General features: G+C 66.7%; 26 protein-coding genes. 13 read left to right on the forward strand and 13 right to left on the reverse strand.

All coding sequences use genetic code 11. The annotated features are described in order from the left end of the window. The 9 genes from ACN675_RS19070 to ACN675_RS19110 all read right to left on the reverse strand — a co-directional run. On the reverse strand, nucleotides 1-1,276 hold a 1,276-nt coding region (locus ACN675_RS19070; protein WP_420752332.1), incomplete at its 3' end, for an NAD(P)/FAD-dependent oxidoreductase. Continuing rightward, nucleotides 1,263-1,583, reverse strand: a complete 321-nt coding sequence (locus ACN675_RS19075; RefSeq protein ID WP_420752333.1) for a 2Fe-2S iron-sulfur cluster-binding protein — start codon at nucleotides 1,581-1,583, stop codon at nucleotides 1,263-1,265. The genes ACN675_RS19075 and ACN675_RS19070, both read right to left, overlap by 14 nt. A gap of 10 nt (nucleotides 1,584-1,593) precedes the next feature. Next, nucleotides 1,594-2,841 (reverse strand): cytochrome P450, encoded by a 1,248-nt coding sequence (locus ACN675_RS19080; RefSeq protein WP_420752334.1) that lies wholly within the window; start codon nucleotides 2,839-2,841, stop codon nucleotides 1,594-1,596. Nucleotides 2,842-2,883: 42 nt separating this feature from the next. Beyond that, the gene (locus ACN675_RS19085) at nucleotides 2,884-3,792 is read right to left on the reverse strand and encodes an SDR family NAD(P)-dependent oxidoreductase (protein ID WP_420752335.1); all 909 of its coding nucleotides are present in this window, start codon (nucleotides 3,790-3,792) and stop codon (nucleotides 2,884-2,886) included. Nucleotides 3,793-3,826: 34 nt separating this feature from the next. Beyond that, complete coding sequence (locus tag ACN675_RS19090) at nucleotides 3,827-4,774, reverse strand: SMP-30/gluconolactonase/LRE family protein (protein WP_420752336.1); 948 nt, start codon at nucleotides 4,772-4,774, stop codon at nucleotides 3,827-3,829. A gap of 211 nt (nucleotides 4,775-4,985) precedes the next feature. Then, nucleotides 4,986-5,720 carry an ABC transporter ATP-binding protein gene (locus ACN675_RS19095; RefSeq protein WP_420752337.1) on the reverse strand — a complete coding sequence of 245 codons (735 nt, stop codon included), beginning with the start codon at nucleotides 5,718-5,720 and terminating at the stop codon, nucleotides 4,986-4,988. Continuing rightward, nucleotides 5,717-8,506: an ABC transporter permease subunit gene (locus ACN675_RS19100; RefSeq protein ID WP_420752338.1), complete on the reverse strand. Its 2,790-nt coding sequence runs from the start codon at nucleotides 8,504-8,506 to the stop codon at nucleotides 5,717-5,719. Before ACN675_RS19100 ends, ACN675_RS19095 begins: the two co-directional genes overlap by 4 nt. A 28-nt stretch (nucleotides 8,507-8,534) precedes the next feature. Beyond that, the gene (locus tag ACN675_RS19105) at nucleotides 8,535-9,776 is read right to left on the reverse strand and encodes an ABC transporter substrate-binding protein (RefSeq protein WP_420752339.1); all 1,242 of its coding nucleotides are present in this window, start codon (nucleotides 9,774-9,776) and stop codon (nucleotides 8,535-8,537) included. Nucleotides 9,777-10,199: 423 nt separating this feature from the next. Further along, nucleotides 10,200-11,666: an FAD-dependent oxidoreductase gene (locus ACN675_RS19110; RefSeq protein WP_420752340.1), complete on the reverse strand. Its 1,467-nt coding sequence runs from the start codon at nucleotides 11,664-11,666 to the stop codon at nucleotides 10,200-10,202. A 228-nt stretch (nucleotides 11,667-11,894) separates the two neighbouring features. Here ACN675_RS19110 and ACN675_RS19115 point away from each other — a divergent pair, with 228 nt between their 5' ends. From ACN675_RS19115 to ACN675_RS19130, 4 genes are all read left to right on the forward strand, one after another. Beyond that, nucleotides 11,895-13,379 carry an MFS transporter gene (locus tag ACN675_RS19115; RefSeq protein ID WP_420752341.1) on the forward strand — a complete coding sequence of 495 codons (1,485 nt, stop codon included), beginning with the start codon at nucleotides 11,895-11,897 and terminating at the stop codon, nucleotides 13,377-13,379. Nucleotides 13,380-13,606: 227 nt separating this feature from the next. Further along, nucleotides 13,607-13,954 carry a hypothetical protein gene (locus ACN675_RS19120; protein WP_197252057.1) on the forward strand — a complete coding sequence of 116 codons (348 nt, stop codon included), beginning with the start codon at nucleotides 13,607-13,609 and terminating at the stop codon, nucleotides 13,952-13,954. Further along, a complete protein-coding gene (locus tag ACN675_RS19125; RefSeq protein WP_420752342.1) occupies nucleotides 13,947-14,615 on the forward strand; it encodes a Dabb family protein in 669 nt (222 codons plus the stop codon). Before ACN675_RS19120 ends, ACN675_RS19125 begins: the two co-directional genes overlap by 8 nt. Nucleotides 14,616-14,751: 136 nt before the next feature. Continuing rightward, nucleotides 14,752-15,513 (forward strand): IclR family transcriptional regulator, encoded by a 762-nt coding sequence (locus ACN675_RS19130; protein ID WP_420752343.1) that lies wholly within the window; start codon nucleotides 14,752-14,754, stop codon nucleotides 15,511-15,513. A 6-nt stretch (nucleotides 15,514-15,519) separates the two neighbouring features. On the opposite strand, the gene ACN675_RS19135 is transcribed toward ACN675_RS19130, so the two are convergent. Beyond that, complete coding sequence (locus ACN675_RS19135) at nucleotides 15,520-16,152, reverse strand: PadR family transcriptional regulator (RefSeq protein WP_420752356.1); 633 nt, start codon at nucleotides 16,150-16,152, stop codon at nucleotides 15,520-15,522. A 199-nt stretch (nucleotides 16,153-16,351) separates the two neighbouring features. On the opposite strand from ACN675_RS19135, the gene ACN675_RS19140 reads away from it, so the two are divergent. From ACN675_RS19140 to bphC, 5 genes are all read left to right on the forward strand, one after another. Then, complete coding sequence (locus tag ACN675_RS19140; protein WP_420752344.1) at nucleotides 16,352-16,741, forward strand: nuclear transport factor 2 family protein; 390 nt, start codon at nucleotides 16,352-16,354, stop codon at nucleotides 16,739-16,741. Nucleotides 16,742-16,798: 57 nt separating this feature from the next. Then, the gene (locus ACN675_RS19145) at nucleotides 16,799-17,989 is read left to right on the forward strand and encodes an NADH:flavin oxidoreductase (protein ID WP_420752345.1); all 1,191 of its coding nucleotides are present in this window, start codon (nucleotides 16,799-16,801) and stop codon (nucleotides 17,987-17,989) included. Between the two features lie 571 nt (nucleotides 17,990-18,560). Continuing rightward, nucleotides 18,561-19,724: a Rieske 2Fe-2S domain-containing protein gene (locus tag ACN675_RS19150; protein ID WP_420752346.1), complete on the forward strand. Its 1,164-nt coding sequence runs from the start codon at nucleotides 18,561-18,563 to the stop codon at nucleotides 19,722-19,724. 38 nt (nucleotides 19,725-19,762) lie between these two features. After that, nucleotides 19,763-20,944 (forward strand): hydroxylase, encoded by a 1,182-nt coding sequence (locus ACN675_RS19155; RefSeq protein WP_420752347.1) that lies wholly within the window; start codon nucleotides 19,763-19,765, stop codon nucleotides 20,942-20,944. Nucleotides 20,945-20,970: 26 nt separating this feature from the next. Then, entirely contained in the window at nucleotides 20,971-21,879 is a 909-nt protein-coding gene (gene bphC, locus ACN675_RS19160) for a biphenyl-2,3-diol 1,2-dioxygenase (protein ID WP_420752348.1), read from the forward strand. A 185-nt stretch (nucleotides 21,880-22,064) separates the two neighbouring features. Here the strand turns inward: bphC and ACN675_RS19165 are convergent, their stop codons facing one another. After that, the gene (locus ACN675_RS19165) at nucleotides 22,065-22,517 is read right to left on the reverse strand and encodes a hypothetical protein (protein ID WP_420752349.1); all 453 of its coding nucleotides are present in this window, start codon (nucleotides 22,515-22,517) and stop codon (nucleotides 22,065-22,067) included. 84 nt (nucleotides 22,518-22,601) lie between these two features. After that, complete coding sequence (locus tag ACN675_RS19170; RefSeq protein WP_420752350.1) at nucleotides 22,602-23,000, reverse strand: lipopolysaccharide assembly protein LapA domain-containing protein; 399 nt, start codon at nucleotides 22,998-23,000, stop codon at nucleotides 22,602-22,604. A gap of 229 nt (nucleotides 23,001-23,229) precedes the next feature. Between ACN675_RS19170 and ACN675_RS19175 the strand changes: the two genes are divergently transcribed. The 4 genes from ACN675_RS19175 to ACN675_RS19190 all read left to right on the forward strand — a co-directional run bounded on the left by ACN675_RS19175 (nucleotide 23,230) and on the right by ACN675_RS19190 (nucleotide 25,835). Next, nucleotides 23,230-23,742: a DUF6790 family protein gene (locus tag ACN675_RS19175; RefSeq protein ID WP_420752351.1), complete on the forward strand. Its 513-nt coding sequence runs from the start codon at nucleotides 23,230-23,232 to the stop codon at nucleotides 23,740-23,742. 195 nt (nucleotides 23,743-23,937) lie between these two features. Beyond that, complete coding sequence (locus tag ACN675_RS19180) at nucleotides 23,938-24,210, forward strand: hypothetical protein (RefSeq protein WP_420752352.1); 273 nt, start codon at nucleotides 23,938-23,940, stop codon at nucleotides 24,208-24,210. A gap of 39 nt (nucleotides 24,211-24,249) precedes the next feature. Continuing rightward, nucleotides 24,250-24,744, forward strand: a complete 495-nt coding sequence (locus tag ACN675_RS19185; RefSeq protein WP_420752353.1) for a flavin reductase family protein — start codon at nucleotides 24,250-24,252, stop codon at nucleotides 24,742-24,744. 101 nt (nucleotides 24,745-24,845) lie between these two features. Further along, entirely contained in the window at nucleotides 24,846-25,835 is a 990-nt protein-coding gene (locus tag ACN675_RS19190) for an LLM class flavin-dependent oxidoreductase (RefSeq protein ID WP_420752354.1), read from the forward strand. An 8-nt stretch (nucleotides 25,836-25,843) separates the two neighbouring features. On the opposite strand, the gene ACN675_RS19195 is transcribed toward ACN675_RS19190, so the two are convergent. Continuing rightward, nucleotides 25,844-26,828 (reverse strand): allophanate hydrolase-related protein (locus tag ACN675_RS19195; protein WP_420752355.1); only part of this gene is annotated, 985 nt, incomplete at its 5' end.

Raw genomic sequence — 26,828 nt, forward strand, 5'->3', positions numbered from 1 at the left:
GAGCCGCAAGCAGCTTCTTCAGGGCAACACCGTTGTCCGCCAGTTCGTCCCGTGAGGGGCGGACCCCCCGCGCGAGTGCCGACCGCACCGCCACGAAATCTGCTGGTGCATTGACACATTCCGCGGCGATCAGCGCGTCGTCCGCGAAATACAGTGTGACGCGTCGCTGAGGTTTGCCGATGTCGCTGCGGATCACGACGTCGGCGTTCTCGTCGACGAGCCCGACGATCTGGAGTTTCCACGATCCCTGATCGGACCAGAACCACGGTGCCGGCCGTTCGGGAACGTCGTGGCCGAGTATCGTCGCCGCGGCCGCATTCGCCTGCTCGATCGCGTTGTCGACCGATTCGAGCCTCACCCTGCCACCGTCGCGGGACACCTGGACCGTGCAGTCACCGATCGCGAGCGTGCGACCGTCCGATGCCAGACACTGTTCGTCGACGACGACACCGCGGTCGCACTCGAGCCCCAATTGTTCCGCCAGCTCGGTACGCGGCTCCGCCCCGACACCGACAAGCACGGTCGCAGCGGGAATTTCACGACCGTCGGCGAGCCGCACACCCCGGATGCGGTCGCCGGCGACGACGATCTCCGTCGGTTCCGCAGCGAGGACGATGTCGACACCCATCTCCGCGTGAGCGGCGAGCAGGAACTCGGCGGTCCCCGAGCCGACTGCCCGCCCCATCGGGCGGGGTCCGGCCTCGACCACGGTGACCTCCGCGCCGAGGCCGCGGAGGGTCGCCGCGACCTCGAGGCCGATGAAGCCTCCGCCGATCACCACGACCGGTCCACAGCCGATCCGCTCCGCCAGCCGCTGAGCGTCGTCGAGCTCGCGGAGGACCAATACGTCACGGTGGTCGGAACCTGGTATCTCCAACCGGCGCGCGCGGGCGCCGGTGGCGAGGACCAGACGGTCGAAGCTGCGTGTCTCCCGGGACCCGTCGGCGCGGAGCAATTGCAGGGTCACGCCGTCGCCGTCCCGCTCCGCCTTCTCCGCAACGGTGCCCGACAGGAGCTCGATCCCGTTGTCCGCGTAGTAACTCTCGGCCCGGAGCACCAGCGAGGAGGCCGATCCGTCGCCCTTCAGCCACGCCTTCGACAACGGTGGCCGTTGATACGGCAGGTGAGGCTCGCCGCCGATCAGCGTCAGCGGGCCCGTGTAACCGCCGGCGCGCAACCGGTCGGCGAGGTGCACCGCCGCGTGCGAGGCGCCGACGACCGCCACGCCGTGTGGCGGATCGCCGGCGCCCCGGCCGTTGTCGTCACGCCTGCTCATCGGGCACCGTCACGTGGACGTCGACACCCTCGCGGAGGATCAGCTGACACGACAACCGCGAGGTGTCCTCGCGATCGCTCGCCGTGCAGTCCAGCATGTCGTCCTCGTCCTCCGTCGGAGGATCGAAGTACTTCAGATCGTCCTCGGCGAGGTAGACGTGACAGGTCGCACACGAGAGCGTGCCACCGCACTGGCCCACGATGCCCGTCACACCGTTGGTGACAGCCGTCGACATGACGGAATCACCTGCAGCTGCGTCGATCACACGCTCCGAGCCGCCGGGTTGGGTGTAGAAGACCTTCGGCATGTCGAGGTCCCTACCACGTCACCGGAACGTCGACGACCGGCTCGGTGAGGTGGTTCTTGTCCACCTTCGGCTCGCCGGCCAAGGCGAGGCCCGGCAGTCGCTTGAACAGCTCCGTGATGGCCACCTGCATCTCCATCCGTGCGAGCGGCGCACCCAGGCAGTGGTGGAGTCCGTAGCTCAGGGTCAGGTGCGGGTTCCCCTCGCGTCGCACGTCGAACTTCTCACCGTCCGTGACCGCGACCCCGTCGTGGTTCGCCGACGCCGGGTCCACCAGCACGGCCTCACCCGCGGCGATGACGTGCCCGTCGATCTCGACGTCCTCGGTGGCGACGAACGGGACCAGACCGCCGCCTCCGGTGACCGTGTCACCGAACGCCATTCGCCCGTGCCGCAGGATCTCCTCGACCGCGGTCGGGGCCACGCCTTCGACGTCCTCGAGCAGGATCTTCAGCTGCTCCGGGTTCTTCAGCAACGAGAGCACACCGAAGCAGATGAAGTTCGCCGTGTTGTCGAAGCCGCCGATGATCAACACCAGGGCGATCGGCAGAATCTCGGCGTCGGTGAGGGTGTCGTCCTTGTGCTGGGCGTTCGTCAGGTCGCTGAGCAGATCCTCCCGGGGATTCTTCCGCCGCTCGTCGATCAGGGCCATCATGTAACCGACGAGTTCGGTCATGTTGGCGACGACCTCCTCTTCGGGCATGTTCGCCACCGCGAGGGTCGCCGAGCTCCACTTCTGGAACTTCGGACGGTCCTCCGGCGGCACCCCGAGAAGGTTGGCCAGCATCTGGATCGGCAGAGCCACAGCGTAGTCGTGCACCAGGTTCGCCGAGGAACCCTTGGCGACCATCTCGTCGATCAGGTGGTTCGCGAACTCCACTGCCGATTCCCGCATGGCACGTACGCGTTTCGGCGAAATGGATTTCTGAACGAGTTTGCGCAGCTTCGTGTGCTGCGGCGGATCCTCGAACTGCAGTGTGGTCTTGAGGAACTCGGGGAACTCGACGAAATAGGGCACTACCCGCTCACCGGTGCGGAACGGTTTGCGCACGAAGCGGGGATCGCCGAGCATCTGCCGCGCGGCAGCGTTTCGGTGGATGACCCAGACGTCACCGCCGAACGGCATCGTCATCTTGGTCATCGGCCGATCGGCGGCGATGGCGGCGTACCTTCGTGATGCTTCGTTCACACTCACCGGACCGAAGGGGTAGGCCGTGTCCTCGGTCTCGGTGGTGGTCGTGGGGGCTTCGGTAGAGCTCACTGTGCTTCTCCTGGGGCTGAGCCGATGTCGTGGAAGTTCCGGTCAGGACGTCGCCGGAACCTGTGCCGGCGCCACGATCTGGGGGATGGCATCGGGGGTGATCGCCATGATCTCGTCGAACCGCTCGGCGACGGTCTCGATCGTCAGAGCGGGATCGTGGATCCCGACGGTGTTGAGGATGGCGAGGCGGTTGACGATACCGCCGGCGACGTTGAAGACCTCACCGGTAACGGTGCACGTCGGGTGCACGAGGTACGCAGCGACGGGAGCGACGTGCTCGGGTAGCAGCTGGGTACGCATGTACTCCATCACCTCGGGCGACAGGGTGTCCGCGGCCGCCTCTGCCATACGGGTGCCCGCACCCGGGGCGATGGCGTTGACCTTCACTCCCGACTTCAGGCCCTCCAGCGCCAGATTTCGGGTCAGACCGAACAGCGCGCCCTTCGAACCCCCGTAGTGCGACATGTCCGGATTACCCAGCATCGCCTGGGAAATGGTGTTCACCACCCGACCGGCCGGCGACTTCAACAGGTGCGGCCAGGCGGCCCGGCACACGCGCAGCGCGCCGAAGTAGTGCACGTCCAGATGTCGCTGATACTCCTCGTACGGAACCTCGTCGAACGGCGCGGTGCGCACGATGCCTGCATTGTTGATCACGGCGTCGAGCTGCCCGAACGCCGACAGGGCGGTGTCCACGAGTTCGACGGCACCGTCCTCGGTCGAGATGTCGGCCGAGCAGGCGACGGCTTTGCCGCCGGCAGCGGTGATCGCGTCCACGACCTCGCGGGCCGGATCGTCGCCGTCGACTCCGGAACCGTCGATGGCCGACCCGAGGTCGCCGACCACGACCGCGGCACCACGTGACGCGAGCAGTTCGGCGTGTGCCCGGCCGATGCCACGGCCCGCGCCGGTGACGACGACCACGCGGTCGGTGAAGTCCAGTGCTGTCATGAATGTTCCTCGAATCGTGTCGTGCCGGTGGGTGTCAGGGGCGGGTGTCGCCGCCGCGGAACGAAACGTCGGCAACCCAGATGGTGCCCAGCGCCTCGCGTGCAGACTTGTCGAAATCGAAAACCTCGACACCGACGGTCATGTAGAGGGTCGAGCGGTCGGGACCGCCGAGCAGGCAGGCCGAGGCGACGCCGTTCTCGAGCGGCACGGGAACGGCGTCCGTCATCCCCTCCTCGGTGAAACGAGCCACGTAACCGCTGCCGGGCATCGCCGCCCATACGCCGCCCTCCTCGTCGAGCCCGATACCGTCCGGAAGGAACGGGCAGGATGCGAACGGCCGCGGATTCGAGAGCGATCCGTCGGCGGCACGATCGATCACCGTGAGCTTCTGTGCCATCACCTCGGCCGTGTAGACCTTCGTGCCGTCCGAGCTGATTGCGATCCCGTTGGCGCACAGCAGCGGTCCGACTTCATCGGCGGTGTGCGCGGAGCCGTCGGGTTCGACGACGATGATCGGAGAGGGCACCGGCTCCTCGCCGGCGAACAGGTTGAATCCGAGCTGCGTCACGTATGCGCGTCCCTCGGCGTCGACGACCATGTCGTTGATCGCTGCCGACGAGAAGGCGGACAGATCGGCGAGGACTTCGAGGTCCTCGGGTCCGTTGCCGCCGTGGACGAGGACGAGCTTTTCGTGCATCGAGGTGACGATCAGCCGGCCGTCCGGGAGCCAACCGAATCCGCCCAGGACGATCGGCACCTCGGTTCCGGCGCGGCGGCCGGTCGCATCCACGACCACCGCCACGTTGCCCTCGGCATCAACGGTTTTCAGGGTCGCGGTGTACATGTCGGAGAACCAGAGGATGCCGTCGTGCCAGCGCGGGCACTCCGGCCATGAGAAGCCGTCCGCGATCTTGCGGGGTTCGATGACACGCGCACCAGCCGCGGCGACGGCGGCGGCGGTATCGGCAACTACGTCGGTCATGTCGGGCCTTCCGGTAAGGGCGAGCGGGCGCAGGGTCCACGAGCAGTGACGCCGGCCCGATGAATACGGGCCCGGGCCGTGAACTGCGTCACATCAACTTTCATCACGGACGATAGGGTCTGGAAATGTGCGGCGGACGAGGGTCTCCCGCTGAATGGTCACCATCCTCGATACCGACTCGGGGTCGAGGCCAACCAAGGGATCGGTCTTCTCAGATCCCGGCGTGCGGGCGGGACGACGACCCGAGATAGGCACGTTCGATCCGGTCGGGTTCGGCTCGGAGCACCTCCGCCGAATCGGTCAGAGCCACGGTGCCGTGCACCAGCACAGCGGCACGGTCGGCGACGCCGAGAGCAAGGTGGACGTGCTGCTCGACGAGTACCACCGACATTCCCTCCTCGGTGGCCAGCCTGCGAAGCACCGCCAGGATTTCGTCGACGACGACAGGCGCCAACCCCATGCTCAACTCGTCGATGAGCAGTACCTTCGGACGCTGCAGGATCGCGCGTCCGATCGCGAGCATCTGCTGCTCGCCACCCGACAGTCGGCCGGCAGCGACTCCGAGCCGCTTCTCCAGGGCCGGGAAGTACTCGAGTACCTCGTCGAGCGCTCGGCGTCGACGTCGCCGATCCCGTACCGCCAGACGCAGGTTGTCGGTCGTGCTCAATTCCCGGAACAGCGCACGGTCGTCGGACACCAGAACCAGCCCCGACAGCACCGCCTCGCGCGGGCGACCGCCGCCGACGGTCAGGTCGTCGACGACGACCTCGCCATCGAATCGGGGCAGCAGACCGGCCAGGGACAGCAGCAGCGTGGTCTTGCCTGCGCCGTTCGGGCCGAGCAAGCTCAGGATCTGCCCACGGTCCACCTCCAAGTTCACGTCCCGGACGCAGGGACGGCCGGGAACGTAACCGGTCGACAGATTCCTGATCGTCAATCCGTTCACGAGTTCGCCTCCTGTGTTTCGTCGATGCGTGCGGCAGCGAGCTCGGGGACAGCTTCGAGAGCGGGATCCACGTCGCGGGCAGGGGCGCCGAGGTATGCGCTGATCACGCGCTCGTCGGACCGGACCTCGTCGGGGGGACCACATGCCACGACCCTCCCCAGGTCGAGGACGACGACGCGATCACAGATGGTGAGCACCAGTTCCATGTCGTGTTCGACGAGCAGGATCGACGTTCCGGCATTGCGGGCATCGACAAGCCGTTCACCGAGCCGACGGCTCTCGGCGCCGTCGAGTCCCGCTGCCGGTTCGTCGAGCAACGCGACCTTCGGCGACGAGACGAGGACACGCGCGACCGAGACGAGCTGACGCTGTCCCTGAGAGAGGGTCGATACCTCGGCGTCTGCGACGTCTCCGAGTCCGACCGTGTCCAGGACTGCCCGTACTCGGTCCGCTGTATCGTGCTCGGATCCCGATCTGGCCGCGCCCACCGTCACGTTCTCGGCGACGGACAGGTCGTCGTACAGTTCCACGTCCTGGAAACTGCGGCCGAGTCCCAGCCTGCTGCGCCGATGCGGCCGCAGGCCCCCGATGTCCGTGCCGTCCAGGACGACCGTGCCGCTCGCAGGCGCGAAACCGGTGATCGCGTCGACAACGGTGGTCTTCCCCGCGCCGTTCGGACCTATGAGACCGACGATTTCTCCTGCACGAACGTCGAAGGTCACATCCGATGCTGCTTGCACCGCCCCGTAGTGCACGCTCAGACCCTGTACCGACAGAATCGGTTCGCCCACGACGGGCGAGGACGACCGCACCGCTGCGGTGGCCGTTCCCTCTACGGGAACCGGGCCCGAGGACGACTTCTTCAGGCTGGGCAGCGGGATCCGTGGCAATTTGCCTGCGATCCCGTCCGGATTGAACATGATCGTGACGATGAGCAGGATGCCACTGATCACCGCGTAGTACTCGCCGAGGTGCAGGAACCGGTCGACGAAGAGGTACAGAACGCCACCCGGTGCGATGAGTCCGGCGAGGACTGCACCGGTGACGGAGGTGATCCCCGCGATGTACATGACGGCGAACAAGGTGATTCCGAGGAAGACGGTGAACGGTTCCGGCGTCGCCAATGTCTGCTGGTACGCCATGAGGGAACCGGCGAGTCCGGCCAGGAACGCACCGATCGCGAAGGCCGCCAGTTTGGTGCGCGGAACGTTGATCCCCGACGCCGCCGCGGAACGCTCGTTCGCCCGGACTGCCAGCATGTCGGTCCCGAGCCTGCTGCGCCGAACCCACGCGACGCCGAGGGCGGCCGCAACGAGCACGGCCAGGCACATCAGACCGAATGCGAGACGCGGATAGTCCTCTCCCGCACCGATCCCGAGATCGAACCCGAACACTCGGGGGGTGTCGACCGGAGCACCCGCGACACCGCCGTTGAGTTGCGGGTTCCGGAACCAGAATGCTTCGAGGAACACTGCCAGCGCCAGGGTGACGACGGTCAGCGGCAGTCCCCGCACCCGCAGGGCCGGCAGACCGATCACAATGCCGATGACCGTCGCGAACAGTGCGCCGATCAGCGGTGCGAACGGGAACGGTATTCCGAGGTGGGTGTTCAGAACGCTGATCGAGTAGGCGCCGACGCCCGCGAGTGTCAATTGCGCCAGGGAAACCTGCCCCGTGTACCCGGTGACGACGACCTGGGACAGAGCGATCACCGCGAAGATGATGCTGCTGACGATCGCGGCGCGATAGCTGCCGCCGGTGGCCAACATCGCGACCACAGCGACCGCGACGGCCGGAATCGCCGGCGCGAGAATCCGATCGGGGCGCGGGGCGTGGCCGAGTCGCTGCCGGACGACGCTGCCGCGGTCGGGTAGGGGCCGCCCCTTGACGACCAGGAACACGAGAATCAACAGCAGCGGGATGGCCTCGGCCATACCCGCATGCGGAAACCAGTCGAAGGTGACCTGCAGGTTCGTCATTTCCGCCTGCAACGAGCCGATCGCGATACCCGCTGCGACGGTCAGCCAGATCGAGCTGAAGTTTCCGACGAGCGTCGCTGCGAGTGCGGGAACGATGAACATCGAGTAGGCAACGGGATTCAGTGCAACGATCGGAGCTATGAGAATTCCGCCGAGGCCGGCGACGACCGACGACAGCGCCCAGTTGCTGAACGCGATCCGATCCGGCGACAGCCCCGTCAGGTAGGCACCCTTCTCCGACTCGGCCGCCGCCTCCGTCGCGATTCCGAAGCGGGTGAAGCGGAACACCAGCGCAGCCAGAACCGCGATCGTGACGACTGCGACGGCAAGCCAGATCCGGTCCGTCGGCGCTTGACGAGAACCGATCGAGATGCTGTCGAGCGCGAATATCGGTTCGACGGCGACGATCTCGGTGCCCACCCGAAGCGCGATCACAGCCTGGAGCACGATCATCAGTCCGATGGATGCCACCGCTTTGGCGATCACCGGTGCCGTGCGCATCGGCCGGAAGATCAATGCGTAGAACAGAACCCCCAGCAGAGCCGCGACTGCCAACGACACGGCCATGGCCGGTGCCACCCCGAGCGGTCGACCGAGGTCGATCGTTCGGGGTAGCCCCGGGATCGGGACCATCAGCTCACCCGTGCGCAGCAGCGCGTACGTATAGGCGGTGTAGAGGGCCACGGCTCCGGTGGCGAAGTTGACGACGCCGGAACTCTTGAACGTCATCACGAGTGCCAGTCCGATTGAGGCGTACACGGCTCCGTTGCCGAGACCCAGCACGAGATAGGCGAGATGGTCGGTCATGAAATTTCCTTCTGGGGATACGGATCCGTCAGCCGGTGACCGTGAGGTTCACCGGGATGCCCTGATCGTTGATCTCACCGATCAGCATCTGTCCGGAGCAGATCGACGGCATCATCGGGAAGGCTGTTCCGTTGCACGTGAAGGTGATTCCGCCACCGGCAGGCATCTCGACGTTCGCAGCGGTACGCAGTGCCTCCTGGATCGACGCGGCGTTCACCTCACCCGAGATGCCGGATGCCGCGCCGGCGAGGGCCATCACCGTCTGGTAGCCGGTCGAGCCGTAACCGTTCGGCGACAGGTCGGGGGCGTACTCGGCGAAGATCGACCGGAACAGCACCGTATCGGGCCGGTCGGACAGCGCATCCGTGGCGGTGATGCCGATGTTGCCTTCGATCGTGTCGATGCCGATCGCCTTGACGACATTTTCGTCGAGACAGGTCGGGATCAGCACCTTCTTCACCGTCGGCGCGGTCGTCTGAACTGCCTTGAGCACCGAGGTACAGGTGGCTGCATCGCCGATGAAGCTCACGCCGTCGGGGTTGCTCGTCAGCCCGGCCGCAACGACAGGCGTGGGATCCGGTGTACCGAGCGGCACCGGTACCACCTCGAGTTCGACCCCGAACCCCTGGAAGATCGGCTTGCCCATCTGGTCGATCATGCCTGCGATGCCACCACCGTCACTGGCGAACATCGTGAACTTCGACATGCCCTCCTGCTGCGCCGCGGTCGCCGCCGCCGTCAACGTCCCGGGCAGACCTGCAGAGAGCGCCGCGACCTCCGGCGACATCAGTTCCACGGCCGAAACGCCGTTGAGAGTCACGTACGGGATCCCCGCGCCGATGACGATCGGAACGATCGCCGGCCCCTGGGAGGTTCCGGGAGAAAGGACCGCGGCAACCTTCTGCTCGACGAATTGGTTCGCGCAGGCCGTCGCCGACGTCGGCTCTTCCTGTTGCTTGCACACCACGAGCTCGATCGGACGACCCGCGAGCCCACCGCCGTTGTTGTTGAGATATTCGACCGCGGCCTCCGCACCTTCGCGCATCTCCGGCAGCGACACCGCCGCACCACCTTCGGTGGAGACGAACCCGATCTTCACCGGCTCGCCGGTCGCCGGATTGCTCGGCAGCGCGGACGTCGAACCGGCCGCTGCGCTCCCTCCTTCCGATTCGTCGCCGGCACATGCAGCAGTGCCCAGCATTCCGGCAAGCAGTAGAGCGCTCGCACCGGCAACGGTCCGCAACCGTCGATTCCGACCGCGTGGGTTCATAACGTGACTCCTTCACCGAGGACGACTTTTGGAGGCGACAGTGGTACCAGGCATATCGAGCGCTGAAAGTGAGGTACATCACGTCGCATCCGGGCGCTGAATTATGTGAACACGAAGCTCCCCAGCGGAGGGGGCTCTCCCATTGAACGGGATATTCGATCAGAGGCGACCGAGATCTTCACCGATAGCCGAGAGGCACACGCACACCGCGACATTCGTGGACAACCCGGAGGGCCACATCAAGATCACGTCGACCCAGTACACCGCGAAAGATGGTGTCGTATACAGAATTTCGCGGTGACCGCGGTCGTCACCGGGAGTGTGCGAATTCCACTGCCGTGGACAGCACCGAATCGCGGAGCCTCACAACGACGTACGTTGCAGAACTCCGCGATTCGGTGGAGTCGCGTTGGGTCGACTCTCCTATCTACGTGCAGCGCTCATACCGGCGCGACGCCCGAAGAAACTACCGTCACCCAGGCTGGCGCCACTGGCATAACCACCGGCACATACGCCGGCGGTGCATCGTCCGGCGGCGAAGAGGCCGGGAATGGGCTCCCCCGAAACATGGAGCACTTCCGAGTCGACACTGGTCTTCAAGCCTCCCAGGGGGAATCCAGCCGTCATTCCACGCAGATCGAATGCGGCAATCGGCGTTCGGATGGGCCGCACCCACTTCGCATCCTTGAAGAACAACGGATCGGCCCCGTCCGCCGCATGGGCGTTGTAGACGTTCACTGTCGAGGTCAGAGCCCCAACCGGCAGTCCCATTTCCGCCTCGAGCTCCTCGGCGGATTCGCATACCCAGGTCGGTTCCGGCCGCCTCGCCGTACCTGCAGCGTCCGGCCCCATCACCTCGTCGTACGCCTGCTGATCGATGATCAGGAAGGCCTCGTTGTTCTGACGGAACAGCATCGCCTGCCCGATCCTGCCCGGGTAGGTGTCCTCGGCGATGAATCTCTGCCCGTGTGCGTTGACGAGGATCCCCCGGACCATCAACTGCGGTGCGGCGTGAACAGCAACCTCCGCAGCGTCCATGTGTGCCGTGGCGGCGCCCAATGCCTGCCCGATCCGGATGGCCCGACCGTCGTGGGCCTCGATCGCAGCGCCCGGCCGCCCCACGAGGACGGGTGCGTGATCGCGCACCATCGCCTCGTCGAAGGCGAAACTACCCATGGCCAGGACGACGCCGCGACGGGCACGAACGGTGAGCGTCCGGCCGTACCGTCGTGCGACCACACCTGTGACCGCCCCACCCTGGTTCACGACCACGGTCTGGACCCGGACGTCGTATTCGGCTTTCACACCGAGCTTCTCGGCCGTCTCGACCAGCGGCTTCATCAGCATGTACCCACCGCCACGTTCCCCGGTCTTCTTGTTGTCCATCCGGGGAAGATGCCCGCGCGGTGCCGGAGGAATCAGGTCCTTGAACGGTGCCGCGTTCTCGCCTCCGGAGTACATCAGCCCTTCGTCGTGCGGCGGCTCCCATCCGGGCTCGCCCCAGAACTCCTCCTTGAACGGTACGCCCGCGTCGACCAGCCAGTTGTAGTGTTCGACGCTGCCTTCGCAGTAGGCATCGATCTTCTCGTCATCGGTGGCCGGGCCGAGTGCGGCCTTCATGAACGCCTTCATGTTCTCGACCGTGTCGTCGAACCCGCACGCCTTCTGGAGCGGTGTCCCACCACCGAGATAGATGAATCCACCTGCCATCGAGGCGGCACCGCCCCAGCCTCCCGACCGTTCGAGCACGAGCACCTCGGCGCCCGTACGGGCGGCCTCGATCGCGGCTGCGGCACCTGCGATTCCGTATCCTGCGACGACGACATCGGCCTCGAGATCCCAATCTGCGATCTCGGATTCGAGGACGGGACGAACCGTTTCGGCAAGCATCTGAATCTCCTCGGGTCTCGCGGACACTGCGGCCGCACGTTCTCACCGCCCCGGCACCCGAGGGGAGCATTCCTCCCACTGAGTGGTCCAAACGGGCAGCGATCGAGGCAACGACCGCAGACACTCGCCCCGACCCATGCTTCGCACAACGTTGTGCGTGACCGATCACAACGGCTCCGCCGCGTCGGGCAGCGAAGCCGTATTCACCTCGTCCCAGGAGAACAATCGATGTCCGATCCCTCACTCCGGTCGTCGACCGGTCCGATCGACGGTTCCGCGGTATCGAGATCGACGGCCCTGATCATCACCGCGCTCGTCCTCGCGGAATGCTTGAGTGCCTTCGAGGCCGGCATGATCTTCATCGCACTGCCACGGTTCAGCGAGATCTTCGAGGCGCCTGCATCCACGACCGGGTGGGCCGTGACCGCCTACATGCTCGTGGCGGCAACGACCGCTCTTGTCGGTGGCCGGCTCGGAGACATGTACGGGCGGAAGAAGGTCCTCATCCTCGCGATGCTGGTGTCCACCCTCGGTTCGGTGATCAGCGTCTTCGGCGACTCGATGGGGGCGATCATCGTCGGCCGCGGTGTGCAGGGTGCCGCCGGCGCGATTCTTCCGCTCTGCTACGGCATCGCCCGTGAAGCGCTGCCGGCCGGCAAGGTCTCTCTCGCGGTCGGATTCATCAGCGGTGCCGCGCTTCTCGCGGGATCGGGGGGTTCGCTGATCGCAGGGCTGCTGCTCGACGTGGCGGATTGGCACATGATCTTCGTCTTCGCGGCGGTTCTCGCCGTTGTGGCCTCCATCGTCGCTGCGTTCGCGCTTCCGGGCTCCCACACTCCTGCCGAGCTACCGCGCTTCGACTACATCGGCGCTGCTCTGCTGACGCCGGGTCTCACCGCTCTCCTTTTCGGCATCACGCAAGGACCGAAGTGGGGCTGGACCAGTGTCGGGGTCGTCGGACTCATCGTCATCGGCATCGGTGTTCTCGCAGTGTGGACCGTCTGGGAGATGCGCCGGCGCGAACCCCTCGTCGATCTGCGGGTGCTGACGAACAAGCAGATGTCGCTGAACCTGCTCGGACTCTCGGTGCTGGCTCTCGGTCCCATCGGGGCGGTGCAGATCGTCACGCCGATGATCCTGCAGTCTCCGACATCGCTGCCCGTCGGACTCGGCATGTCGGCAACCGTGACGGGACTCGTGGCCGGCATCGGCGCGATTGTGGGATTCGGTGCCTCCCCGATAGCGGGGGTGGTCGCCGGTCGATGGGGCGGTAGGACCGCCTTCCTCATCGGCGCCGTCCTGTTCGCCGTCGCCAACCTGATGATCTACTTCGGCCACAAGTCGTTGCCGGTGATGATGGGAGTTTTCGCCGTCGCCGCCGTCGCAACGGCATTCGCCTACACCGGGTACCCGAAGATCGTCATCGAATCCGTCCCCGAGCAGGTCACGAGCGTCACAACAGGCGTGTTGTCCACTGCGCGGCAAGCGTTCTCCGCCGTGGGGGTGGCCATCGTGTCGGTCATGCTCTCCCTGTGGACCGTACCGGGAACGACCGCGCCCGCCCTGTCGTCGTTCGATCTGGCCGTGGGGTGGTTCATCGCGTGCTCGCTGGTCGTGGCCGTCGTCTGCTTGTTCATCGCTCGGCCGAATCAGACCGGTGGTGCCGAGGAAACTGCACCCGAAAACGCCGAGGCCTCGGCCACTTCCGCTTGATGCACCTCCCCGCGCCCCCGAACCGTGACGATCGTACGGTCGAGGATCTCGATATTCGATGAAATACGTTGCACAGCAGGAGAAGTCACAAGGAGACGCGACTTCCGCACGGAAGGCGGGGCACGCACGGGAATTCGGTGCGTGCCCCGCCTTCCGCCTACGGAACTTCTCCCGCGAAGTGGGAGAAGGTCCTCCCCGGCGCTTTCGACGGCCGTAGGGTCCGCGGTATGGCAGACGAGACGATATACGTGATCGACCGAGTGGTCACCAAACCTGGATGTGCGCGACGATTCGTGGAGGCGTATGTCGCAGAGTACGTTCCGGGCGGCCGCCGACGGGGAATGACACTCGACCGGATTCTCGTCAGCCCCCCGGTGTGGTTCGACGACGATTCCAATACCGTCACCATCACCTGGACCGTCGATGGTGTCCACTCGTGGTGGGAGATGACCCGTCAGAGCCGCCGCGACCCCGGCCTCGGCGAGTGGTGGTCGGGCATGGACGAACTGATCGTGGAGCGCTCCCGGACCATGGCTGCCCACGCCGACGACGTCGAGGGATTGAACGATGTATAACGTGACCCGCGTCGTCCACTTCGACGCCACCGCCGATCTCTCGGATCGCGCCGAGTACACCGAGAACGTCCGGCTCGCAGTGAAGGAACTCGGGGCACGGCGCCGGCTCGTGTCCCCGACCCTGCCGGGTGTGATCAACGGCGGAGATCTGCTCGTTCATCTCCGGTTTGCGTCGGCGGACGAGGCGGCCGGTGCGATCGAGACCCTGGACGCGACCCTCGGCTCTCCCGTCGTCGCTCGACTGGACGGCGTGCAGTACCACCCGGGTCGGGCCGAGTCGCGTCCGGACGCATCTCGGACCGTCTACCGCGTGCTACTGCTGCGCGTCGCTCCCGGCACACCGGAAGCGACCATCGAGCGATTCGAGCGCGACCTGCTGAAGATGCCCGGGTACATCGAGTCGATAGTCTCGTGGCGCCTCAGCCGTGTGGAGGATTCGGTGGGTCCCACCGCCTGGACCCATGTATGGGAGCAGGAGTTCTCCGACCACGCCTCTCTCATGGGCCAGTATCTCGACCATCCGATCCATTGGGGCGTGGTGGACCGCTGGTTCGACCCCGAGTGCACGGAGGTCGTGGTACGCGACCGTGTGTGTCACACGTTCTGCGCACTCGATGGCGCCGTCCTCGATCCGGGAAGCGACGGTGCCCCGAGCGACTAGAGGTGGCGGCCGCCGTCGGATACTCCACCCGGCCCAGATCAGTGACCTGCTTCACAACACCGATTTCGTGTGGCACTATTCCTAATCGAAATACCCACGTAGAAGCATCAGCAGCGCCTCGGCTGTAGGAGTATCCATGGCGATCCAGGTCGGAGCCGACCACACGACCCCCAGCGCAGTACTCGACCGCGTCGGCCTCTTGCTCGACGCGTTCGACGGCGCCGGTCGTCTCACACTCACCCAGATCGTGCATCGAACGGGCCTGCCCCGCTCGTCGGCCCATCGCATGCTCGAGCGGCTGGTTTCGATGCGATGGCTCCACCGCGAGGGGCGCGACTACACCCTGGGATTGCGGTTGATGGAACTCGGCTCGCTGGCCGTCCACCAGGACCGGCTGCACGCCATCGCCTTACCCCATCTCCAGGAACTGCAACGCCTCACCGGTTTCGTCGTACACCTCGCAGTCCTCGACGGCGACGACGTCGTCTACATCGAAAAGCTCGGTGGACGGCTGATGTCCGCCGTTCCCACGCGGATCGGCGGTCGACGACCGGCGCACAGCACAGCGCTCGGCAAGGCACTACTTGCCTACGCAGGCACCCCCGGTCACGACTACGACGACATTCGCGAGAACGGGGTCGCCTTCGAGAAAGGGGAATCCCTGGCGGGATTCGGGTGCATCGCGGTTCCGATCGGCCCGATCGGCTCCGCGGTCGCCGCGGTGTCGGTGTGTGGCCCGTTGCCTCATCTGCGCTTCGACCATCGGCTGACGTCCCCCGTCCGGATGACGGCCACCGCCGTCTGGCGCACACTCGACCGGAATCACGTCACTCCGACGCTTCAGCGTCGCCGACACCTACATCCGGCTGCCGATACGCGCCAACCGCAGTACGCCTGACCGCGTCTATTCTTCGTCGGAGACGGCCTCGCCGCGCTCGACCGCGGCGGGGCCGTCCGACATGCCTCTCCAACTACCGGGAGTCCGCGGGCGAGGTATCCCGAACCCGTCGACGTCGCTGCTAGCGAAACGGGCTGCCGCGGCGTCGATGTCGTCGAGGAGCTGTCGGGACAGATCGATCTCGGCCCGGAAGTAGCGCTCCGCCCACCGCAGGCTCATCTGCGAGAATGCCCAGCCCGGTTCACGATCGGAGTGATCCGCGTGCTCACCGGCCCGGCGCAACTTGTCTTCGAGATTCACGATATGGTCGCGCACGATGGCCTTCAGCTGCTCCGGATCGTTCAGATGTCCCATGTACATCCGCAGCATGACGCCGTGCTTGAGCACGGGAATCTCCACCGGCGCCTCACGCGACCACGTCCGCACCGCTCCGATGCCGGCCTCGGTGATCGCGTAGACACGCCGGCCCCGGGTTCCGGGTTCGCTCACCACACGGGATTGCACGAATCCGAGCGTCTCGAGCTTCTTGAGTTCCGCATAGACCTGACTGACCGAAGGGCTCCAGTAGTAGAAGCCGATACTCCAATCCGCCCACTTCTTCAGATCATTGCCGGTCAGTTCCTCCCCGAACGAGAGCATCCCGAGCACGGCCCAGCTCGTCGCAGGTAGTGCGGGATATCGCTCGGCATCGGTATCGGACACCACGAAAGCGTAACAACGACGATGGACGACGTCGGTCCGCAATCTCCCGCTGCGTGGGAAGGGGACCGTTCATTCAGGTCCGCCCCGGATAGCGTCGGCAAATCCACCCCATCCTCGTGACGTCACAGGAGCAATCATGACAACTTCCGAGGCAGCCGACCTGACGGAGCGCATTCGTGCGACCGTGAATGCCTATCTCGCAGCGGTGACTTCCGGCCGCGCCGCCGAGGTCGCCGCGCTGTACGCCGATGACGCCGTCCTCGAGGACCCGGTCGGCAGCGAGGCGCGCGTCGGACGTGCAGCGATCACCGACTTCTACAAGGGCATCGAGGCCACCGAGAACACAACCGAACTCATCACACTCCGGATCAGCGGACCGAATGCCGCGTTCCATTTCCGCGTCACCACGAAGGCCGGCGACCGGACGTACGAAATCGAGCCGATCGACGTGATGACATTCGACGATCGCGGTCGGATCACCAGCATGCGCGCCTTCTGGGCGCCGACCGACATGGTTCAGCGCTGAATCTGCAACGAGCCAGCGCAGTTGTCCCGCCGCCGACCGCTCGACCAGGAGTCCCCCATGACCACCCGTGACATCCCCGACGTGCTCGCCCCCGCGACGTTGGGTCCGATCACGCTGCGCAATCGCATCATCAAGGCAGCCACGTTCGAAGCCGCCACGCCCGGTGCGCTCGTCTCCGACGATCTCATCGAGTACCACCGCCGACCCGCAGCGGGCGGCGTCGGTATGACCACGGTTGCGTACTGCGCCGTGGCACCGGAAGGCCGAACGGAGGCGAACCAGATCTGGATGCGTCCGGATGCGGTGCCCGGACTGCGGCGCCTGACCGATGCGATCCATGCCGAGGGCGCCGCTGCCTCGGCCCAGATCGGCCACGCCGGTCCCGTGGCCAACGAGGCCAGCAACGGACTGCCCGCGCTCGGGCCGTCGAGACAGTTCAATCCGCTCGGGATGCGCACCGTCCACGCGGCGACACTCGGCGACATCGAACGGATCCGTCTGGCCCACGGGAATGCCGCGCGCCTCGCCGTCGAATCCGGCTTCGATGCGGTCGAAATCCACTTCGGCCACAACTATTTCGCAAGCTCGTTCCTGAGTCCGAAGATCAACCGGAGAGACGACGCGTACGGCGGGTCGCTGGCGAACCGCGCCCGCCTGGTGCGGGAGACCGCCCGTACGGTGCGGGACGCAGTCGGTGGGAAGATCGCCATCCTGGCGAAGCTGAACATGGACGACGGTGTTCCGGGCGGGTTCTGGCTCGACGAAGCCGTCCAGGTGGCGCAGTGGCTCGAGGAGGATGGCTCGCTCGATGCCATCGAGCTCACCGTGGGCAGCTCCTTGTTGAATTCGATGTACCTGTTCAAGGGTGACGTTCCCCTGCGCGAATTCGCGGCGGCGATGCGCGAGCCTGTTCGTACCGGCATGAAGCTGGTCGGCAAACACTTCCTCAAGTCCTATCCCTACCGGGACTTGTTCATGTTGGAACAGGCACGGCAGGTCCGCGCTGCCGTGAAACTGCCGCTCGTGTTGCTCGGCGGGGTCACCGACCGAGCCGGAATGGACACGGCCATGGCCGAAGGCTTCGAGTTCGTCGCGATGGCACGGGCGTTGCTCCGCGAACCGGACCTGGTCAATCGGATCGCCGCCGAACCGGAGCATCGATCACTCTGCATCCACTGCAACAAGTGCATGCCCACCATCTTCACCGGTACCCGGTGTGTTCTGGCCGGGTCGGTACCCGCGCAATGACCCGAACCCGTTCGGGGGCCGGAGATTCGAATCTCCGGCCCCCGAACGGCTTCACGGCCGCCCGCAGTGCCGCGACACCTCCCGGTTACCGGGAGTCCTGTTCGTCGCGGGTGAGGAAGGCCGGCGCGGTGTGCTGTCGTGACCCCGTGCCGTTTTCGTGGTGGGCACGAATGTGGCTCGGCTGAACATGCGCGGGCGCTCTCCGGCGTCGCCGGCTCGGTGGTCTGCCGCCACCGTTCCTCGACGAGTTCGTCGGAGTTACCGACGATGGACGTGCGCTCGATGCCGAACCCGTCGAGGAACAACGGGACGGCGTCGACCGCGGTGACCATGGGGGCGCCGAAGTCGTCGCCGACCCCGAAACCGGGGAACTCGAGGATGTGGGTGCGGAAGTGCTGCGCAAGCGGACGATGACACGGCGCTCCACCTCCGGTGAAGGCGACCTCCCGCGTGGCGGGACACGAGACCGGCCAGGCAGAAAGTGTTCCGCGTGGCGGGACGATCCCTGTTTCGCCGTTGCCGCGGTCACCCACCATGACCGGCATCACTCCCATCCGGTCCGGAGGTCACCATGACGCAGACCAGCACCACCCCCGACGACGAGATCCGCTCCATCGAGGCCGACGCCGCACCCGACCGCTACGCGCGCGGCTGGCACTGCCTCGGCCTGGCCCGCACCTACCGCGACGGCAAGCCGCACCAGGTCGACGCGTTCGGTACCAGCCTCGTAGTGTTCGCCGACAGCGCGGGCGAACTGAAGGTCCTCGATGCCTACTGCCGGCACATGGGCGGCAATCTCGCACAGGGCGAGATCAAGGGCGATTCCGTCGCGTGCCCGTTCCACGACTGGCGCTGGGGCGGCAACGGCCGCTGTACCGGGATTCCGTACGCGCGCCGCGTCCCGCCGCTCGCCAAGACCCGCGCGTGGATCACGCTCGAGCGCAACCAGCAGCTGTTCGTGTGGAACGACCCCGAGGGCAACCCGCCGCCGGAGCACGTCACCATCCCCGAGATCGAGGGCGCCGGCACCGACGAATGGTCGGACTGGTCGTGGAACTCGGTGCTCATCGAGGGCTCGCACTGCCGCGAGATCATCGACAACGTCGTGGACATGGCGCACTTCTTCTACGTCCACCTGAGTGTGCCGCGCTCGTTCGAGAACATCTTCGAAGGCCACATCGCCACGCAGAACATGTCGTTCACGCAGCGCCAGGACGTCGAGCTCGACCTCGACTTCGGTGCTGCCGACAATGTGTCGCGGTCGGAGGCGTCGTACTACGGCCCGTCCTACATGATCGACAAGCTGTGGAGCGAGACCGAGGCAGGCACCGTCGAGACGGTGCTGATCAACTGCCACTACCCGGTCACCCCGAACTCGTTCGTGCTGCAGTACGGCGTCATGGTCAAGCGACTGCCCGGCATGTCCGCCGAGGAGGCGAACGGCATGGCCGCGTACTTCGGCAGCGGCACGGAGAAGACGTTCGAGCAGGACGTCGAGATCTGGAAGAACAAGGCCAAGATCGACAACCCGCTGCTGTGCGACGAGGACGGCCCGGTCTACCAGCTGCGCCGCTGGTACCAGCAGTTCTACGTCGACGTCGCCGATGTCACCGAGGACATGACCAACCGGTTCGAATTCGTCATCGACACCACCAGGTCGGCCGCTCACTGGGAGAAGGAGATGGCCGAAAACATCTCTGCCCGATCCGATTCCCTCAACGAGCCGGTCGCCTGAACGACCGGCCCCGATACCCGAACCCGAGGAATACGACCATGAGTTACGAAGTACTTAAGCAGATCGACGCGATGGCGGACGAGCTGTTCACCGAGGGCATCGAAGCCGACCGTATCGGGCGTCTGGCCGACGAGACCGCGAAGCGGATGAAGGAGGCCGGCTCGATCCGCATGCTGCAACCGAAGGAGCACGGCGGATTCGAATCCCACCCCCGCGAGTTCGCCGAGACCGTCATGCGCACCGCGGCGCTCAATCCGTCCGCGGGATGGATCCACGGCATCGTCGGTGTGCATCCGTGGCAGCTGGCGTTCGCGGATCCCCGGGTGCAGCAGGAGGTTTGGGGCGAGGACCAGGACACGTGGATGGCCTCGCCGTACATGCCGGCCGGCATGTGCATCCCGGTCGAGGGAGGTTACAAGTTCTCCGGCCGCTGGCAGTTCTCCTCCGGCACCGACCACTGCGACTGGGCTTTCCTCGGCGCGATGGCGTGCAACGCGGACGGCAGCGTGGAGATGCCGCCCCGCATGCTGCACGTGATCATCCCCCGCAGCGACTACGAGATCGTCGAGGACTCGTGGGACGTGGTGGGCCTGCGCGGAACCGGCTCGAAGGACGTGGTGGTGCAGGACGCGTTCGTCCCCGACTACCGGGTGATGGACTGCGACGAGGTCATCGACGGCACCGCGGCCCGCAACTACGGCCGCACCGAGACGCTGTACCTGATGCCGTGGTCGAACATGTTCCCGCTCGGCATCACGTCCGCCACCATCGGCATCTGCGAGGGCCTGGTGCTGCACGCCGACGAATACCAGTCTGCCCGGATCAATCCGCAGGGCACGGCCATCAAGGACGACCCGTACACACTGTTCGCGATCGGCGAGGCCGTCGCCGACCTGCGTGCCGCTCGGGACACCTTGCTGGCCAACGTCGATCGCATGTGGGATCTCGTCGACTCGGGGAAGACCCCGACGTTCGAGCAGCGTGCCGCGGGACGGCAGACGCAGGTACAGGCGGCATGGCGGGCCGTGAACGCGATCGACCGCATCTACCCGCGGTGCGGCGGCAACGCGTTGCGTATGGACAAGCCGATGCAGCGGTTCTGGCGCGACGCGCACGCCGGTCTGCACCACGCGATCCACGTGCCCGGCACCGTGTTCCACGCCGCGTCGCTGAGCCGTCTCGGGGTCGAGCCCGAGGGCCCGCTGCGGGCGATGATCTGACCACACGAGAAGCATTCGGAGAGAGCATGAGCGACATCAGAGCGCTGGGTTACGTCAAGATCCAGACGAACGACATGGACCGCTGGCGCACGTTCGCCTTCGACGTCCTGGGTTTCGCCGAGGGCAGCGGCCCCGACCCGGAGGCGCTGTATCTGCGCACCGACGAGCGCCGGGCGCGGCTCGTCGTGGTGCCGGGCGAGACCGATCGGATCGTCGACATCGGCTGGGAGGTCCGCGATCACGCGGCGTTGCTTCGGGTGCAGAGCGCCGTCGAGGCCGCCGGTATCGCGGTGAAACCGCTGTCGGTGGAGGAGGCCGACGCGCGCAGCGTCGAGGAGGTCATCGCGTTCCAGGATCCGTCGGGTGTGTCCGTCGAGGTGTTCCACGGCGCGGTGCTCGACCACAGCCCGGTCGTCACCCCGCACGGTGCCCGATTCGTCACCGGTGCACAGGGTCTCGGTCACGTGGTGCTTCCCGTCACGGCACCGGACGCGACGTTCGAGTTCTACACCGAGGTGCTCGGGTTCCTGCCGCGCGGCGCGTTCCGGCTGCCGGCGCCGCCGGAGTTCGGTCCGATGCGCATCCGGTTCCTCGGCGTGAACGAACGGCACCACAGCCTCGCGCTCATGCCCGTACCCGCCGGCAAGGATCCCGGTCTCATCCACATCATGGTGGAGGTGGACACCCTCGACGCGGTCGGCCAGGCCCTCGACCGGGTGATGCGCGACGGCTACTCGGTGTCGTCGACGCTGGGCCGGCACACCAACGACAAGATGGTCTCGTTCTACGTGCGGGCCCCCGGCGGCTGGGACATCGAGTTCGGCACCGACGGGATGCGCGTCGACGAGCGGTTCTACACCGCCGAGGAGATCACCGCCGACAGCTACTGGGGTCACGACTGGTCCGGGAGCGAACCGCTCGGCGTGATGTCCTGACACCCGATCCGGCGCCGCTTCGCACGCCCTCGTGCGGAACGGCGCCGTTTTCGTGATCCGCTTCCCGAAGCGGAGTGGGTGTGTCCTGGGCAGCCGCGTCCAGCGGACCGCCTGAACGGTCCGGCACAGCGACGACCGCAGACCGTCCGATCGGAGTGCGGGCACTCGCCGATCGGCGAGTCGGCCTATTGCTGATCCTCGGCTCCGGTCACACCGCTCTGATGCGCCGGGCCCGTGCCCGGAGCGGATTCCTCCGTCTGCGGTGCCTGATCGGCCGGTTGCTCGTCGGCCGGCGATGCGGTGGCGCCACCGGGAGTCTCCTCCGGGTCCGGTGCCAAAGGCCGCGAAGTGTCGACATGTTCGTCGTGCTCCGGACGGCCTTCTGTGGTCGAGGTCGTGCGCCCTTCGTACGGCGGGACGGCGGGTTCGACGTCACCGGGAGGGACCGGGTCCCTACCACCCGTGCCTGCGGACTCGCCTTCTGCTCCGCCGGTCTGCATTTCCTCCTGGTCGAACGACCCGGCAGGCCGATCGGCCGTTCCACCGCCGGCCGCATCCGCTCCGGTGTCACGCGACCCCTTCGGGCCGCGCTCGGATTGCGGTTCTTCCTGCAAGTTCTGTCCCGGTTCGGCGTCCATGATTCCTCCTCACCTCGACCCCATGACAGAGATGCCCGGTGTATACGAACCCAAACAGGGCCGGGTTCTACAAAGGGCGGGGTTCTACTCGATGAGCTGACGTTGCCGATTGGCGGCTCGCCGGATCTGAAGGATGCGCACGGCACCGGCGAGGGCGATGATCGCCGCTCCGGCGAGCGCGGCGAAGAGTAGTGCCACGCCGAGGGGGAGGGTGAAATCCCATGCGAACAGCTCGAGGGTGGCCTCGTCGAGGTTCTGCAGGATGAACACCAGCAGCAACAGCAGAACGACGATGCCGACGACCAACCCGGTCCAGATCGTGCCGGTACGGGTGCCTTTGATTCCTTTTCGGCGGGCGACGTCCTCGATCAGTCCCTGATCGGGTTCGGTGGACGCCGGCAACGCCGGCCGTTCGGAATCCGGGGGTCGACCCGACTCGGAGCCGGGCCAGTCCTTCGACGGTCCGTTCGCTGCGGTGCTCATGGGTCCCGGATACCCACCCGGACCGGGATTCATCCGGCCCGTCCGAACGTCACCCGCGGCCTTTCCGGCACCGACCCGCACAGTTGCCCGGACCCTTTCATCGGCAACGACTTTCAGGTCTACGACACGCGACCGGCCGGACACACGGCTACACTCCTCATCCAGGCAATATCCCCCTCGACGACCGGAACCCTCCGTAAAATGACCCGGCGGAGGCGGGGAGGACCTGATGCCGACAATTGTCCTGGTGATCATCGCGCTGATCGGGGCGTTCATCCATTCCCGAAGACGCCGCCACGATGCCGGCCCGGCGACGACGATCGACATCTTCCTCGTGTGGTGGCTCGCCGTCGCCGTCGGCGTCAGCTCGGTTGTCGGCGCCGGATACCACCTGCTAGACGGCCCTGCGACTGCGGAACTGATCGGATACACGCGCGGTGACGGCGGGTTCCAGTTCGAGAACGCGATGGGCGATCTGGCGATCGGCATCGCAGGCATCATGTGCATCCGGTTCCGCGGCTACTTCTGGCTGGCGGTCCTCACCGTCATGTCGGTCCAGTACCTCGGCGACGCCGCCGGTCACATCTACTACTGGATCGCCGAGGACAACACCAAGGCCGGCAACATCGGCCCGCCTCTGTGGTTCGACATCATCCTCCCGGTCGTGGGATGGGTGTTGTACGCCCTCTCGCGCGCACGAAACGGAGACGCGGCGCCGCACCGCACCGCGGTCGCGACCTGAGGCCTGCACCCGCTGCGCGTTCCTCGGGACGGCCGGGTGCATGCCCCGGGAACCTGCACAGCACCACCTCGTGAAGGCCTGTTCCCACCTGTATCGATGTCCCGCCACGCGGGATATTGCCGTGTCCACGGAACGGTTCGCGGGCTAGCGTCCGAGGAACACTGCGACCACCGACCTGAAACGGGAGCAGCCTCCATGCAGTCCGTCACCTGCCGCACGTGCGGCAATCGTGTCCTGGCCGAGAAGAACGGCACGTTCCATACCAACATCCAGTGGCTGACCGACGACGCGTCGCAGCCGTGTGCCCGGATCGGCTCCGACGCACCGCGCCGCACCTGTCCCGACCTGCACGACACCGTCGATGCCCTCGCCGTCTCCGGGGTCCTTCCGGTCACCGAGCGTGCAGATCCGAGACCTGCCCACATGCCCGCTGTCCGGGAGCACCCTGGCCGTCCGGATCAGCGATAGCGGACACTGGTCCCGAAGCCGACACCCGATAGGAGCAACATGACCGCAGAACACGCAGTGCTGGATCCACGCCGGATGCGCGACGTGATGGGCAACTTCTGCACGGGAGTCACCGTCATCACCGCCCTCGACGGCGACGAGCCGCTCGGCTTCGCGTGCCAGTCGTTCACGTCCGTGTCGCTGGAGCCGCCGCTGGTGTCGTTCTGTCCGGCCCGCACGTCGACGACGTGGCCGAAGATCCGCGAGATCGGCACGTTCTCGATCAACGTCCTGTCCGCGAGCCAGCGCACCCTGTGCGCGGCGTTCGCAGTCAGCGGCGGCAACAAGTTCCGTGGCGTGGAGTGGACTCCGGGCGACAACGGCGCACCCGCCCTCGAGGGTGCGATCGCGCGGGTGGAGGCGACCATCGAGGCCGAGCACGACGCCGGTGACCACACGATCGTCGTGGCCCGGGTGACCGGCCTGACCTCGCTGCACAGCGGCGGACCGCTGCTGTTCTACCGCGGCACGTACGGTCACTTCGACGAGATGTGACCCGGTCGGCGACCCGGCAGGAATAGCCGCCGGCGCCGCCGTGTTGTCGCTGAAGGTGTGCCCGGTTGCCGATCCCGGGCCCTGACGCGAAGGATCACCCGGTGACCGTTCCCCTCTCCATCCTCGACCTGGCGCACATCGGCAAGGGCGAGACCGCGCGGGACAGCTTCGCCGCGAGCGTGCGGATGGCGCAGCTCGCCGAGAAGTGGGGCTACCGGCGCATCTGGTACGCCGAGCACCACAACATGCCGTCGATCGCGTCGTCGGCGACGAGCGTGCTGATCGCGCACGTCGCGGCGCACACGTCGTCGATCCGGCTCGGTGCCGGTGGTGTCATGCTGCCGAACCATTCGCCGCTGACCATCGCAGAGCAGTTCGGCACCCTCGAATCGCTGCATCCCGGCCGCATCGATCTGGGTCTGGGCCGCGCGCCGGGCAGCGATCAGAACACCATGCGCGCGCTGCGGCGTGATCCTTCGTCGGCGGACAGCTTCCCGCAGGACGTGCTCGAACTGCAGGGCTATCTGCGGGGGCAGAGCCGCATTCCGGGTGTCGACGCGATCCCCGGCAAGGGCACCGATGTGCCGCTCTACATTCTCGGGTCGTCCTTGTTCGGCGCGAAACTCGCCGCGCTGCTGGGTCTTCCGTACGGCTTCGCGTCCCACTTCGCGCCGCAGGCGCTCGAGGACGCGGTCGCGCTGTACCGGCGCGAGTTCCAGCCGTCCGAGCAGCTCGCCGAGCCCTATGTCATCGCCGGTGTCGGGGTGATCGCCGCCGACACCACCGAGGAGGCCCGGCAACTGTTCGAGGCCACCAAACGCAACCGCGTCGTGCAGATGGTCGGCCGGGGTCGCAGCTTCACCGACGAGGAGATCGAGCTGCTGCTCGATTCCCCCGCCGGCCGGCAGGTGACGCAGATGCTGCACTACACCGCCGTCGGCAACCCCGCCGAGGTCCGCGAATACCTGGATGCGTTCACCGAGCGCGCCCGGGCCGACGAACTGATCGTGGTGTCGTCGGCGCCGGGCCGCACCGCGTGGCTGCGCTCCCTCGAGCTGCTCGCCGAGGTCAGCGGGCTCGTCCCCGCCTGACCCGACGGCTACACCAGGGTCGCGGCGAGGTGGGTGCGCCAGGACCCGGCGGCGGTGATGTCGGGCGCCGCGGATGCGGCGTCGTCGCCGCACACGAATCCGGTCTCCCACGTGCCGTCGGCCAGCTGCACCGACCCGAGCCCCATCGGGGCGGGCAGCGCCGCCAGGAATCGGCCGAGCGCCGCGGGTGAGCACACCCACCGCTCCCCTTCCAGGGACGCTCCGCCGTCGGCGCAGCGCACCACCGCAGGCTTCGGCGGCTGGGTGGGCAGCGCGGTCATCCGGTACTCCGGTGCCGTCGAGACCGGTCCGGCCCAGCGGGCACCGAGCGCGGTGAGCTGACCGGCGAGCGGCTGGTCGTGCAGGTGGGCACCGAACACGATCAACGGAAACACCTGCGCCCCGGCACGTTCCGGCCACGACGGTGCCGACGGGTCGCGCGGCGCCCCGGTCAGGCGTGCCGCCACGTCGGCCGCGACCGCGTCGTGCCCGGCCTTGGCGAGCACCGTCACGCCGAACTGTGCTGTGCTGCCGTCGCTTTCGACGACCTCACCGGCCGGGACCGCAACCCCGCACAGATCGAACAGATTGCAGAAGTTCGTGTAGGCCCCCAGCCGCGAGTTGACCCCGACCGGGTCCGCAGCGACCTGCGCGATCGTCGGATGGAACGGCGCGGTCGGGACCAGTAGCGCCGCGCAGTCACCCCACGCGGTCATCGCCCGGTCGCGCAGCGCGGCGAGTTTCGCACGGTCGCGCAGCAGGTCGACGGCGGAGAACCGGGCCGCGCCCCGCACGATCCCGGCCACCACCGGATCCAGTCCCGTCTCCTGGTCGCCGGAATCGGCGGTCTCGACGAACTCACCGACCGCATCCCACCGCTGCGCGACGAGCGCCCCGTCGTACAGCAGCCGGGCGGCGGCGAGGAAGTCGTCCAGATCGATCTCGACGATCGTGAACCCCGCCGCCCGCGCCTGTTCGACGGCGGCGGCGAAC

Source organism: Rhodococcus sp. O3, assembly GCF_048897285.1.
In the GTDB taxonomy this organism is placed as follows: Bacteria; Actinomycetota; Actinomycetes; order Mycobacteriales; family Mycobacteriaceae; genus Rhodococcus.

What these genes read in the sequence shown, in the direction of transcription:
- ACN675_RS19165 (WP_420752349.1), bottom strand. Translation starts at nt 22,517, where the DNA reads ATGGACGCCGAACCGGGACAGAACTTGCAGGAAGAACCGCAATCCGAG.
- ACN675_RS19115 (WP_420752341.1), top strand. Translation starts at nt 11,895, where the DNA reads ATGTCCGATCCCTCACTCCGGTCGTCGACCGGTCCGATCGACGGTTCC.
- bphC (WP_420752348.1), top strand. Translation starts at nt 20,971, where the DNA reads ATGAGCGACATCAGAGCGCTGGGTTACGTCAAGATCCAGACGAACGAC.
- ACN675_RS19090 (WP_420752336.1), bottom strand. Translation starts at nt 4,774, where the DNA reads ATGACCGACGTAGTTGCCGATACCGCCGCCGCCGTCGCCGCGGCTGGT.
- ACN675_RS19110 (WP_420752340.1), bottom strand. Translation starts at nt 11,666, where the DNA reads ATGCTTGCCGAAACGGTTCGTCCCGTCCTCGAATCCGAGATCGCAGAT.
- ACN675_RS19185 (WP_420752353.1), top strand. Translation starts at nt 24,250, where the DNA reads ATGACCGCAGAACACGCAGTGCTGGATCCACGCCGGATGCGCGACGTG.
- ACN675_RS19180 (WP_420752352.1), top strand. Translation starts at nt 23,938, where the DNA reads ATGCAGTCCGTCACCTGCCGCACGTGCGGCAATCGTGTCCTGGCCGAG.
- ACN675_RS19085 (WP_420752335.1), bottom strand. Translation starts at nt 3,792, where the DNA reads ATGACAGCACTGGACTTCACCGACCGCGTGGTCGTCGTCACCGGCGCG.
- ACN675_RS19150 (WP_420752346.1), top strand. Translation starts at nt 18,561, where the DNA reads ATGACGCAGACCAGCACCACCCCCGACGACGAGATCCGCTCCATCGAG.
- ACN675_RS19155 (WP_420752347.1), top strand. Translation starts at nt 19,763, where the DNA reads ATGAGTTACGAAGTACTTAAGCAGATCGACGCGATGGCGGACGAGCTG.
- ACN675_RS19100 (WP_420752338.1), bottom strand. Translation starts at nt 8,506, where the DNA reads ATGACCGACCATCTCGCCTATCTCGTGCTGGGTCTCGGCAACGGAGCC.
- ACN675_RS19170 (WP_420752350.1), bottom strand. Translation starts at nt 23,000, where the DNA reads ATGAGCACCGCAGCGAACGGACCGTCGAAGGACTGGCCCGGCTCCGAG.
- ACN675_RS19135 (WP_420752356.1), bottom strand. Translation starts at nt 16,152, where the DNA reads ATGCTCTCGTTCGGGGAGGAACTGACCGGCAATGATCTGAAGAAGTGG.
- ACN675_RS19145 (WP_420752345.1), top strand. Translation starts at nt 16,799, where the DNA reads ATGACCACCCGTGACATCCCCGACGTGCTCGCCCCCGCGACGTTGGGT.
- ACN675_RS19105 (WP_420752339.1), bottom strand. Translation starts at nt 9,776, where the DNA reads ATGAACCCACGCGGTCGGAATCGACGGTTGCGGACCGTTGCCGGTGCG.
- ACN675_RS19140 (WP_420752344.1), top strand. Translation starts at nt 16,352, where the DNA reads ATGACAACTTCCGAGGCAGCCGACCTGACGGAGCGCATTCGTGCGACC.
- ACN675_RS19175 (WP_420752351.1), top strand. Translation starts at nt 23,230, where the DNA reads ATGCCGACAATTGTCCTGGTGATCATCGCGCTGATCGGGGCGTTCATC.
- ACN675_RS19075 (WP_420752333.1), bottom strand. Translation starts at nt 1,583, where the DNA reads ATGCCGAAGGTCTTCTACACCCAACCCGGCGGCTCGGAGCGTGTGATC.
- ACN675_RS19130 (WP_420752343.1), top strand. Translation starts at nt 14,752, where the DNA reads ATGGCGATCCAGGTCGGAGCCGACCACACGACCCCCAGCGCAGTACTC.
- ACN675_RS19120 (WP_197252057.1), top strand. Translation starts at nt 13,607, where the DNA reads ATGGCAGACGAGACGATATACGTGATCGACCGAGTGGTCACCAAACCT.
- ACN675_RS19125 (WP_420752342.1), top strand. Translation starts at nt 13,947, where the DNA reads ATGTATAACGTGACCCGCGTCGTCCACTTCGACGCCACCGCCGATCTC.